Below are 11,321 nucleotides of genomic sequence, written 5' to 3'. Positions count from 1 at the left end.
TCGCACACGTATTTTAAATATGCGTGCAAAGATACAAAATCAAATCGAATACACTATAAAAAGTCCGTAAACTTTTGAGTATTAATAACTTATTTAATAATCGTCTCGTTTTAACGGGACACTAGTGTAAACATTTATAAAAGAAAATAGAAAGAATGGAAATTAAGAAATCAGAATTTACAATATCGGCTCCACGAGTGAGCATGTGTCCGAAAGATACGAAGGCTGAATATGCTTTCATCGGCAGAAGTAATGTGGGAAAATCGAGCCTCATCAATATGCTCTGCAACCATAAAGGTTTGGCTAAGACTTCTGCCACACCGGGCAAGACGCTACTTATCAACCACTTTATCATCAACAACGAATGGTATCTGGTTGACCTTCCGGGCTATGGTTTCGCAAAGCGCTCGAAGACCGTACAAAAACAGCTGGAACAGATGATAAGCAGTTATATTCTGCAGCGCCAGCAGTTGGCTAACGTCTTCGTGCTCATCGATGTGCGCCACGACCAGCAGAAGATAGACCGCGAGTTTGTTGACTGGCTGGGCGAGAGCGGCGTTCCCTTCTGCATCGTCTTTACCAAGGCCGACAAGTTGGGTCCGGTCAAGGCTCGCATGAATGCAGAGAAATGGATGCATGCGCTGGAAGACCGCTGGGAAGCGCTTCCACCTTATTTCATTACCAGTAGTGAGAAGAAGACGGGACGCGACGAGGTGCTCGACTATATTGACGAAATCAACAAATCGCTCGCCGGAGAATAATCTTTCGGGAGAGAATAAACCAACAGAGAATGAAACAGATTAATTGGGGATTTATCGGCTGCGGAGAAGTAACCGAAAAGAAGAGCGGACCGGCTTTCAACGAGGTGGAGGGTTCGCAGGTAGTGGCTGTGATGAGCCGAAGCGAGAACAAGGCACGCAGCTATGCTGAGCGCCATCATGTGCGCAAATGGTACACGGATGCATCGGAGTTGATAGAAGACCCCGATGTGAATGCTGTTTACATCGCCACGCCACCATCTTCTCACGCCACCTTCGCTATCATGGCGATGCGTGCAGGCAAACCTTGCTACATAGAGAAACCGCTGGCTGCGAGCTACAACGACTGCATCCGCATCAACCGCATCAGCGAGCAGACGGGTGTTCCATGCTTTGTGGCTTACTATCGCCGTTATCTTCCTTATTTCCAGAAGGTAAAGGAGATTATCGAGAGCGGAACCATCGGTAATGTGGTAAATGTGCAGGTACGCTTCTCGGTTCCTCCACGCGATCTCGACTTTCAGAGCGGTAAGGAAATGCCTTGGCGACTGCAGCCGGATATTGCGGGCGGCGGCTATTTCTACGACCTGGCTCCTCATCAGATAGATTTGCTCCAGAATCTGTTTGGTGTGATTACCCGTGCGCACGGCTATCCTGCCAACAGAGCGCATCTTTATCAGGCAGAAGATACGCTTTCGGCGTGCTTCTTCTTTGAGAGCGGAATTCCGGGCAGCGGAAGCTGGTGCTTCGTGGGACATGAGAGTGCGAAGGAAGACTGCATCGAGGTGATTGGCGAGAAAGGTTCGCTCTCGTTCTCGGTGTTCACTTACCAGCCGATAGAAGTGATTACGAGCGAAGGAAAGAACTCGATTACGGTTCCGAATCCGCCTTACGTGCAGCTGCCACTCATCAAGAGTGTGATTGAGCATCTGCAGGGAATAGGCAAATGCGACTGCACCAGCGTTTCGGCTACGGCTGTGAACTGGGTGCTGGACCGTGTGTTGTGGAAGAACTGATTTTTTTACAAAATCATCTCGAAAGCATACATCAAGGAAGCATCATCATCTGGAATAGAGAGTAAGTTATGAAGAGAAGTTTCTGTATAGTTGCAATCATCTGTTCTCTTGTCTGCACTTCGGCAAGGGCAGGGGAGCCTGTGGATTCTACCATGCTGGGAACGCTCTTCAACAAGACGATGTTCATGCACAATTCCAAGGACAGCCTTGTGAAAGAGCGCCATCGAAAAACTTTCTTCCATCAGGTAGGAAATGTATTCACCCGGTTCTTCAGAGAATTCAACAGTACGGATTCTTCTTATATCGAAGACCAGCACTACAATTATACGGTGATGCTGCAGAACACCAATACCTACGAGAAATATACGCTCAGAAACCGCGAAGGACAGAGCATTTCCTTTGCTCCTGATCCTTCTTACCGACTGGGGCCTTATCTGGGCTGGCGATGGGTGTTCCTGGGTTATACGTTCGACCTGAAGCACATCAATTTCGGAAACAACCACACCAACAAGAAGGAGTTTGACCTGAGCCTCTACAGCAGTCTGCTGGGAATAGACCTGTTCTGGCGACAGACGGGAAATGACTATCATGTTCAGCGGATGAATCTGGGTGAGCACATCAATTGCGCCCCTATCCACAAAACTCCTTTCGACGGTTTCAAATCGAGTATCAAGGGATTCAATCTTTATTACATCTTCAACCATCGCCGCTTCTCTTATCCTGCTGCCTATTCGCAGAGTACGGTGCAGCGGAGAAGTGCCGGTTCCATGCTTCTGGGAATCGGTTACACGGAGCATGAACTGGAGGTGAACTGGGATAAACTGACCAATCTTGTAGATGAAAAGTTGAACAAAAATCTGACAGACGGGGGAACTCCTGAAGCCAAGATAGACAGTTCGCTGATGTTCAGCAAGGTGAAATACAGCGATGTGAACGTAACCTGCGGCTATGCTTACAACTGGGTTTTCGCCAAGAACTGGCTCTTTAATGCTTCGCTCTCGGTAGGTGTGGCTTACAACAGCTCGAAATCGGATAATGAAAGTGAACATCTGGACATTATCAACTTCAGTTTCAAGAATGTGAACCTGGATGGAATCGGGCGCTTCGGCGTGGTGTGGAACAATACGCATTGGTACGCGGGCGCCAGCACCATCAACCATTCTTACAACTATAAGAAAAAACAGTTTTCTACCAACAATTCGTTTGGCTCACTCAATATTTATGTGGGCGTGAACTTTGGCAGGAAACGTCATCATTAACATATAAAAAAGAAGAGATGAAAATATTTACGAAAATGGCAGCCGCCATACTGGCTTGTCTGCTGGCTGTTCCGGGAGAAGCCAGGGTGAATGTGGTTTATCAGCGGCAGGACAGTCTGCGGATTGTGGGGCTGCTGCAACAGGCAAGGGCGATGAAGAAGAAGCCAGCCAGTTGGACGCTCTGGTTTGGCAAGCAGATGGCGGGCGTTCCTTATGTGGGCGGCACGCTGGACCGGACGAAGGAAGAGGTGCTCATCGTGAACACCCGTGAGCTGGACTGCACCACATACGTAGAGATGGTTACGGCGCTCACCCTATGCGCCAAGAAAGATGAGACTTCTTTCTCGGCTTTCTGCAAACATCTCCGGAATGTGCGTTATGTGGGCGGAGAGGTTTCCTATGTTAAACGCCAGCATTATTTCACGATTTGGATGGATGCAAACGAGCGCGAGGGAATCGTGAAGAATATTGCGCCCAATCCTCCTTTCTCGGCCGTTCAGACCGTGAACATCAACTGGATGAGTACACATGTTTCGAGTTATAAGATGCTCAAGGCTCATCCGGAATGGCAATCAGGAATCAGAAAACTGGAACAGAGTGTGAACGGCAAGCGTTACCGTTATGTTCCGAAGGGCAAGATTGCCAACACGGCAGTTTTCCGCAACGCCATCCACGACGGCGACATTATCGCCATCATCACCAACAAGAAGGGGCTCGACACAACCCATATCGGTATTGCCTCCTGGCACAAAGACGGTTTGCATCTGCTCAACGCCAGCAGCATTCACAAGAAGGTGATTGATGAACCGATGACACTTTATACTTACATGCACAAACATCCGGTACAGATAGGAATCAGGGTTTGCAGAGTTCAGTAATTTACGCCTCTCGCCCTGAAAGGGCAGAAGCTCCTAGCCCAGGGCAACACCCTGGGTATAAGAGAAAATCAGCAAGGCGCCCTATAAGGGCAAAAGCTTTATATAAATAATATTCGAAAAAGATAAATGGAAGAGAAAAAGAATTTTGAAGCGATCTTCAAGGAAGATCTTTATCGATATCTGCTGGGTATTGATAAGGTAGATGCTCATTTGCCGGAGGCTCCGGATTTGGAAGAGCTGTGGCAGAAAGTAGGCGAGAGTTATCTGCCTGATGCGATTCGCGAGTTTGCCAAATATCCAACGGTTTCATTGGGTTGGATCATGTATGTAGGAATGGCACTTGCCAAGTATTGGGATGAAGATTGGGAACTCTACAGCAAGGTAGAAAATCATTATGAATATCTCCGTGACAGAATAGATTTCGACCACATGGATGATTACATCTGCGAAAAGGTTCTGCTGCTGAACGGGGAAGCGCATAAGGCTGTGACGAATGTGGTTGCAGAATGTGCTTCGCGTTCTTACAGCAAGCTGATTCATCTGAATCTGCAGCCTGGAAGCGAGGAGGCCTTCCGTGGTTTCGTTGCTGCCCTCCACCAGATGTTCCTCATGGGAATAGCTGTAGAATTAAAAATGCTGGGTTACCACATGACAAAAATGTAAAAACTGAACTTTCGCATATCAGGAAGTTAAAGGAGTTAAGGAAGTTAAGGAGTTAAGGAAGTTAAGGAGTTAAGACGTATGTCTTGCTGCGTAAAAAAATACGCCAAAAAGACTGTTGTCTTAACTCCTCAGCGACCGTAGGGAGCGATAACTTCTTTAACTCCTTTAACTTCTTTTACTCCTTTAACTCCTGAACTTGCGAAACTTGAACACCTATCTATTATATATGGTACTTATTCTGGTAATGGCGCTTTGATTTAATAGGAGCTCCATGGAAGGAGCCGCTGCCCATACCGCTGCCTCTAAGACTCTCATGGAAGCCCGAACCACCGCTGTATTCACCCCAGCGGGCTCTGATTCTATCCACATAATCTACCGTCTCCGTGCCTCGCATGTAACCATATTTCACCACCGGGTCTGTGTAATAAGCCGGTTGCGAAAGGCGCAGAATATAACCGCGGATCACGCCCCAGTTGTGCGGATTCTGACCATGTTTGCGAGCCAGCGACATTGCATCTCTGATGTGGAAATAGCCACCATTATAAGATGCCAGGGCAAAAAGCATGCGCTGGAACGGGTCGCCTACATCCGCAAAATGGCCTTGCAGTTCCGCCATATATCTGGCTGCCGCAGCCACATTCGCCTCTGGTTCATGAATCATACTCATAGGCAAACCCAGATGGGCAGCCGTGCTTGGCATAATCTGCATCAGTCCGCATGCTCCAGCCCATGACTTCGCATTCGGGTCGAAACAACTCTCCTGATAACATTGGGCAGCCATCAGGCGCCAATCCATGCGAGCCGTTCCACTATAGCGCTGGAAGAGGTGGTCGTAGCGTGAAATAACACCCTTGGAACGGTTCAGGAATGGTGAATAAACGTGGCGACGCACGCTGGCAGAAGAAAGCAGCCACGATTCTTCCTGCTTGACCTGAGCAATCAGCTTGGGCTTAAACCAGCCGTTCAAGGTGTCGGCAAGACTCTTGTTGCCGTTCTGCACAGCCCATTGGGTTCGGGTGCTGTCGGGCGTAACTCCACAGAACAGCAGGTTGCCTCTGGTCAGTTTTCGGGGAAGGGGCACGGCAATCACATCGCCTTCTCCCTTCTCCAACTTGCGCACCATTTCAGCCGTATCCTTACATTCTTCTACACGTAACGACACGCCAATCTGCTGGGCAAACTTCTCGCAGAGCAGATATTGAAGTCCCATTCCGTGGCTGTGATAATCATAATAGGTAGTAGGACCATTAACGGTAAGCATGATGAGCTCACCATTGGCCTGAATATCTTCGAGCGAAAGCCCTTTGTTGGTTGAAGCAGGTTTCTTTTCATCGCCATCAGCCCCATCAGAGTTATCCGCATACTCCATTTCGCCTACGGGAGTTCCCCATGGCGTAAGCTCCTGCTGCGGTTTCTTGTCGGCACAGGCAGAGAGCAAAAATAGTGCATATAATGCGTATAAATATCCTTTATTCTTCATTTCAGCTGCAAAAGTACGAAATATTTTGCACATAAGTGAAAAATTATTTGTTTATTCTAATAAAAATGTGTACTTTTGCAATGTTTTTCAAACAAAATATAGAAATATGTTACGAATAGCAGTACAAAGCAAGGGTCGTCTTTTCGACGACACCATGAATCTTTTATCAGAGGCAGACATCAAGGTAAGTGCCTCTAAACGCACCCTCCTGGTGCAGTCAAGCAACTTTCCTCTCGAGGTTCTCTACCTTCGTGATGATGATATTCCTCAGAGCGTAGCCTCTGGTGTGGCAGATATCGGTATCGTGGGCGAGAACGAGTTTGTAGAGCGTGGAGAGAATGCGCAGATTATCGACCGTCTGGGTTTCAGCAAGTGCCGCCTGAGCCTCGCCATTCCTAAGAAGATTGATTATCCGGGATTGCAATGGTTCAACGGCAAGAAGATTGCCACTTCTTACCCTAACATCCTACGCAAGTTTATGAAGAAGAACAACATCAATGCCGACATCCATGTTATTACGGGTTCTGTAGAAATCAGTCCAGGCATCGGTTTGGCTGACGGCATTTTCGATATTGTAAGTTCAGGTTCTACTCTGGTCAGCAACAATCTTGCTGAGGTTGAGGTGGTGATGAAGAGCGAGGCTCTGCTCATTGGCAACTGGAACATGGACGAGGAGAAGCATGAGATTCTGAACGAGATGCTGTTCCGCTTCGAGGCTGTACGTTCTGCACAGGACAAGAAATACGTGATGATGAATGCACCTAAGGCAAAGGTTCAGGAGATTACTGAAGTATTGCCAGGCATCAAGAGTCCTACGATTATCCCATTGGCTGATGAGGAATGGTGCTCTATCCACACCGTGCTTGATGAGAAGCGTTTCTGGGAAATCATAGGCAAGTTGAAGGAACTCGGTGCACAGGGCATCCTGGTAACACCAATCGAAAAGATGATATTGTAACTTGATTACTTTGAACTTTGAACATTAAACATTGAACTTTATGAATAGCCCTGCTGTTGTAATACAGTTATAAATGTATATCATACAGTTCTAAGTTCAAATCTCAAAGTAAAAGTAATCATACAGTTCAAAGTTCAAATCTCAAAGTTCAATGTATAATAATTAAACATTAATAAAAGGAATGAAGGTAATAAAGTATCCTGCAAAGGAGGAATGGAGCGAGATTGTAAAACGCCCACACCTGGATGTTTCGCAGCTTAATGCGACCGTACAAGGTGTACTCGACGATGTGAAAAACCATGGCGACGAAGCCGTGAAGCGTTACGAGGAGAAGTTTGATCATGCCGATCTCGATTCTTTGGCTGTGACTGAAGCTGAAATCGAAGAGGCTGAGAAAATGGTTTCTCAAGAACTGAAAGACGCTTTGCACCTCGCCCATCATAACATTGCCGCATTCCATCATAGCCAGAAGTTTGAAGGTGTAAAGGTTGAAACTTGCCCTGGTGTAACCTGCTGGCAGAAGAGTGTGGCTATTGAGAAGGTGGGATTGTATATCCCGGGAGGTACTGCTCCTCTCTTCAGCACCGTTCTGATGCTGGCAACTCCTGCCAAGATTGCAGGATGTAAAGAAATAGTACTCTGCACTCCTCCTAACAAAGAAGGCAAGGTGAACCCGGCTATTCTCATGGCGGCAAAGATTGCAGGCGTGAGCAGAATCTTCAAGGCGGGTGGCGTTCAGGCTATCGGAGCCATGGCTTACGGTACGGAGAGCGTGCCTAAGGTTTATAAGATTTTCGGTCCGGGCAACCAGTTTGTCATGGCTGCCAAGCAGCAGGTTTCCCTGCACGATGTGGCTATCGACATGCCTGCCGGTCCGTCTGAAGTTTGCCTTATCGCCGACGAAACAGCCAACCCTGTGTTTGCTGCAGCTGACCTCTTGTCGCAGGCTGAACATGGCTTCGATTCTCAGGTTTTCTTCATCACTACATCTGAAAAGGTGTTGAACGATGTAAAGAATGAAGTTGAAGCACAACTTGAACGTTTGCCACGTAAGGAAATGGCACAGACCTCATTAGACAACTCTAAGTTTATCCTTGTAAAGACCGAAGAGGAGGCAATAGACCTCTGCAACACTTATGCGCCGGAGCATCTGATTATCGCCACAGCCGATTATGAGCAGCTGGCAGAAAAGGTAGTGAATGCAGGTAGTGTATTCCTCGGCAACTATGCGTGCGAAAGTGCTGGCGACTATGCAAGCGGCACGAACCATACGTTGCCAACCCACGGTTATGCTTTGGCTTACAACGGAGTGAACCTGGACAGTTATAATCGCAAAATCACCTTCCAGCATCTTACAGAAGAAGGTATTCGTAACATTGGAAATGCTGTAGTGACCATGGCAGAAAATGAGCAGCTAGAAGCTCATGCCAACGCGATGAGGCTGAGAGTGAACAGTTTGAAATAATAGGGTGAAACGGGAAGTAGTAAAGATACTTCTTAATAGCTTTTGAAAGAAAAATGAAAGAATTGAAAGATTTGTGCCGAGAGAATATCTGGAATCTGGCACCTTACAGTTGCGCCCGTACGGAGTTTGCAGGCAGAAATGCCCGCGTCTTCCTCGACGCCAACGAAAATCCATATAATGACCCTTACAATCGCTATCCTGATCCGCTGCAGGTTGAACTGAAGAAGCAGATCAGCAAGATTAAGGGTGTGAGTGAAGAGAAAATCTTCCTGGGCAATGGTTCAGACGAGGCCATTGATTTGGTTTACCGTGTATTCTGCCGCCCGGGCAAGGATAATGTAGTGGCGATTGCGCCTACTTACGGAATGTATGAAGTATGCGCAGACATCAACGATGTGGAGTATCGCTCTGTGCTGCTCGATGAAAACTATCAGATTTCTGCAGAAAAACTGCTGGCAGCCTGCGATGAACAGACGAAAGTAATCTGGATCTGCAGTCCGAACAATCCTACAGGCAATCACATCAACCGCGAGGCAATCGTAGAGGTTTTGCAGAAATTCCAGGGTATTGTCATTATCGACGAAGCCTACGCCGATTTCTCTTCGGAGCGCACATTCCGCAGCGTACTCGACAGATTTCCTAACATGATTGTACTCAACACCATGAGTAAGGCGTGGGGCTGTGCAGCCCTCCGTTTGGGAATGGCTTTTGCAAGCAAGGAGATTGTTGACATATTCAATAAGGTGAAATATCCTTATAACATCAATCTGCTTACTCAGGAACATGCGCTGGAAGTGATGAAGAATCCGCTGAAGGTTGACGAATGGGTGAAGAACATCCTGCAGGAGCGTTCTAAGGTAATGGCTGCGTTCCTGGATCTGCCTATCTGCGAGAAGGTTTATCCTACTGATGCAAACTTCTTCCTGGCTAAAATGACCGACGCCAACGCCATTTACAATTATTTGGTGATGCAAGGCATTATCGTAAGAAACCGCAACAAGGTTCAGTTGTGCGGCAATTGTCTGAGAATTACTATCGGAAACAAGAGCGAGAATGCAGAATTGCTCGGTGCTTTGAGACAGTACTAAACTATTTTGGAAAAGTTAAGTATATAATATGAAAGAGGGTGAGTCATAAATATATGATTCACCCTCTTTTTGGCTTTAAAAGTATAAAGCAGGCTAGCAGTCCACTAATTACTTCATTTTCTTGAGATACCCTTCAGCACGTGAATCGCCGAGTTCCTGGGCTTTCTTCAGGTTCTTGATGGCCTCTTCCTTATTTCCTTTCTCCTTCTGGAGCAAACCTAAGAGAAGGTAGCCGTCAGCATATTCAGGAGCCAACTCAATACAATGGGTGGCTGCGCTGATTCCCTCATCATAACGCTTTACACGCAAGTCGAGACTTGCCCATTCTGCAAAATATGTAGGCTCTTTAGGAGCCAGGTAACAGGTGCGGGCAATATCGAGCAGGGCTGGCTGCCACATGCGCAACTTGGTTTCACATTGGTAACGGGTGTAGAAGAAGGCTGGCGAAACAGGACGGGCAATGGAATCGTACATATTATAATCCTGAATTGCACGACGGAATTCACCCTGCTCTTTCAGAAATTCTGCACGAGCCAGATAGTAATTCGCAACCATTCCGGTCTTGTTTCCAACGCTTACCGCACTATCGAGCAAAACTTCAATCTCCTTGGCAGGAGCCTTGAGATTCTTCTTGGCCTGGGCAGCCTCTAAATAGAGTTCGCCGCTGAGAAGTGAAGTGTTAGTAAGATCCATGAAAGTATCGTAAGCTTTCTGATACTCACCCTTTAAGAAATTAATCTGCGCTTCCTGATGGCGGTAAATAGGCTGTGCCTTGATTTCGTAAGCCTTCTGAGCCTCAGCAATCGCCTTGTCGAGCGTCCAGTCTTTATAAACAGAATCGCCCTTGTAAATAATCTTCTGATAAATCAGGTCGGCATAGTTGGAATGAGCCTCATCCTTGGCAGCCGATTTCTTAATGCCTTCTTCCATCAGTTTGGCAGCTGCATCATATTCTGCCTTATCCGTCAGATAAGTGGCTTTCTCCTTGTAACCGAAGGCTGAAGTAGGGAATTTGCTGATAAACTCATCGCTATATTTCTCATACTCATCAGCTGTAGTCTGGCCCTTCTTCAGAGTCATCATCGTCATCGCTTCGTTCTCTGTATCAGGAAGAGCTGTACGGATGGTGGTTTCGCGAAGTGCTGCGTCAAGACTAGAAAGACCGGTTACCTTCAGCTGCTTGGCGTAGTTGGCGTCGATGGCCGTAACCTGACCATTGCTGTGCATCAGACCGATGACCTGGCCGTTCTTGTTGGCAAACGGACAACCTACTGCATTTTCGGGAGCACTATTCGAGAAGATGTAATAGTTGTACGTAGTCTTGAACTTCTCTACGCTACTGATGTCCTCCTGCTGGTAAGCCGGCTTCTTGATAGAATAAGGAACCAGCCAGACTTTGTCGCCAGCAGCCGATTCCTTGGTTGCAATAGGGGCGGCAACTGTAGAGGCGTTGATGCGGAATTTAGCCACATCATAGAGTTCATCGGCTCCCATGATGGCCTCAACAGGAATCGATTTGCCGGAAGCGTCAACAACGCTTGCCTTTACAGCTCCGACAAATGGTTTGAAGGTACTGATAGCCGTTCCCTTGTTGTCGATAAAAACACCTTGGGTAGAGGCGATAATGTCGCCTTTCTGATTGAAAGTAGTCAAGGTGAAAACGCTCTTAGCCAGTTTCTGGACCGAACCCGGCTGGGCATAGAGGGACGATGCTCCGAGCATCAGTCCCATCATGATCATATTTATTTTTTTCATA

10 protein-coding genes are annotated in these 11,321 nt (G+C 47.2%); 8 read left to right on the top strand and 2 right to left on the bottom strand.

The features are described 5' to 3' along the window. The first annotated feature begins 155 nt into the window (after positions 1 to 155). The 5 genes from yihA (at position 156) to KSW37_RS02200 (ending at position 4,574) form a co-directional block, all read left to right on the top strand. Positions 156 to 761: a ribosome biogenesis GTP-binding protein YihA/YsxC gene (gene yihA, locus KSW37_RS02220; protein WP_217313968.1), complete on the top strand. Its 606-nt coding sequence runs from the start codon at positions 156 to 158 to the stop codon at positions 759 to 761. Between the two features lie 29 nt (positions 762 to 790). Further along, complete coding sequence (locus KSW37_RS02215; RefSeq protein ID WP_217313967.1) at positions 791 to 1,774, top strand: Gfo/Idh/MocA family protein; 984 nt, start codon at positions 791 to 793, stop codon at positions 1,772 to 1,774. A gap of 185 nt (positions 1,775 to 1,959) precedes the next feature. Then, positions 1,960 to 3,033 carry a DUF4421 domain-containing protein gene (locus tag KSW37_RS02210; protein WP_217313970.1) on the top strand — a complete coding sequence of 358 codons (1,074 nt, stop codon included), beginning with the start codon at positions 1,960 to 1,962 and terminating at the stop codon, positions 3,031 to 3,033. A gap of 17 nt (positions 3,034 to 3,050) precedes the next feature. Further along, entirely contained in the window at positions 3,051 to 3,911 is an 861-nt protein-coding gene (locus KSW37_RS02205; protein ID WP_217313966.1) for an N-acetylmuramoyl-L-alanine amidase-like domain-containing protein, read from the top strand. A gap of 126 nt (positions 3,912 to 4,037) precedes the next feature. After that, positions 4,038 to 4,574, top strand: a complete 537-nt coding sequence (locus tag KSW37_RS02200; protein WP_217313965.1) for a hypothetical protein — start codon at positions 4,038 to 4,040, stop codon at positions 4,572 to 4,574. 220 nt (positions 4,575 to 4,794) lie between these two features. On the opposite strand, the gene KSW37_RS02195 is transcribed toward KSW37_RS02200, so the two are convergent. Next, on the bottom strand, positions 4,795 to 6,054 hold the full coding sequence (locus KSW37_RS02195; protein WP_217313969.1) for a transglycosylase SLT domain-containing protein: 1,260 nt from the start codon (positions 6,052 to 6,054) through the stop codon (positions 4,795 to 4,797). 106 nt (positions 6,055 to 6,160) lie between these two features. Between KSW37_RS02195 and hisG the strand changes: the two genes are divergently transcribed. The 3 genes from hisG to hisC all read left to right on the top strand — a co-directional run bounded on the left by hisG (position 6,161) and on the right by hisC (position 9,565). Continuing rightward, positions 6,161 to 7,012 carry an ATP phosphoribosyltransferase gene (gene hisG, locus KSW37_RS02190; protein WP_119230206.1) on the top strand — a complete coding sequence of 284 codons (852 nt, stop codon included), beginning with the start codon at positions 6,161 to 6,163 and terminating at the stop codon, positions 7,010 to 7,012. Positions 7,013 to 7,193: 181 nt separating this feature from the next. Then, positions 7,194 to 8,477, top strand: coding sequence for a histidinol dehydrogenase (hisD, locus tag KSW37_RS02185; RefSeq protein ID WP_217313964.1), 1,284 nt, complete (start codon positions 7,194 to 7,196; stop codon positions 8,475 to 8,477). A gap of 53 nt (positions 8,478 to 8,530) precedes the next feature. Beyond that, on the top strand, positions 8,531 to 9,565 hold the full coding sequence (gene hisC / locus KSW37_RS02180) for a histidinol-phosphate transaminase (RefSeq protein WP_217313963.1): 1,035 nt from the start codon (positions 8,531 to 8,533) through the stop codon (positions 9,563 to 9,565). Positions 9,566 to 9,673: 108 nt separating this feature from the next. Here the strand turns inward: hisC and KSW37_RS02175 are convergent, their stop codons facing one another. Beyond that, entirely contained in the window at positions 9,674 to 11,320 is a 1,647-nt protein-coding gene (locus tag KSW37_RS02175) for a tetratricopeptide repeat protein (RefSeq protein ID WP_217313962.1), read from the bottom strand. Position 11,321: the final 1 nt, after the last annotated feature.

Origin of the sequence: Segatella copri, from assembly GCF_019127135.1 — a bacterium.
In the GTDB taxonomy this organism is placed as follows: Bacteria; Bacteroidota; Bacteroidia; order Bacteroidales; family Bacteroidaceae; genus Prevotella.
Note: the sequence above shows the minus strand (reverse complement) of the source record. Positions and strands in the feature narration are given on the sequence as shown.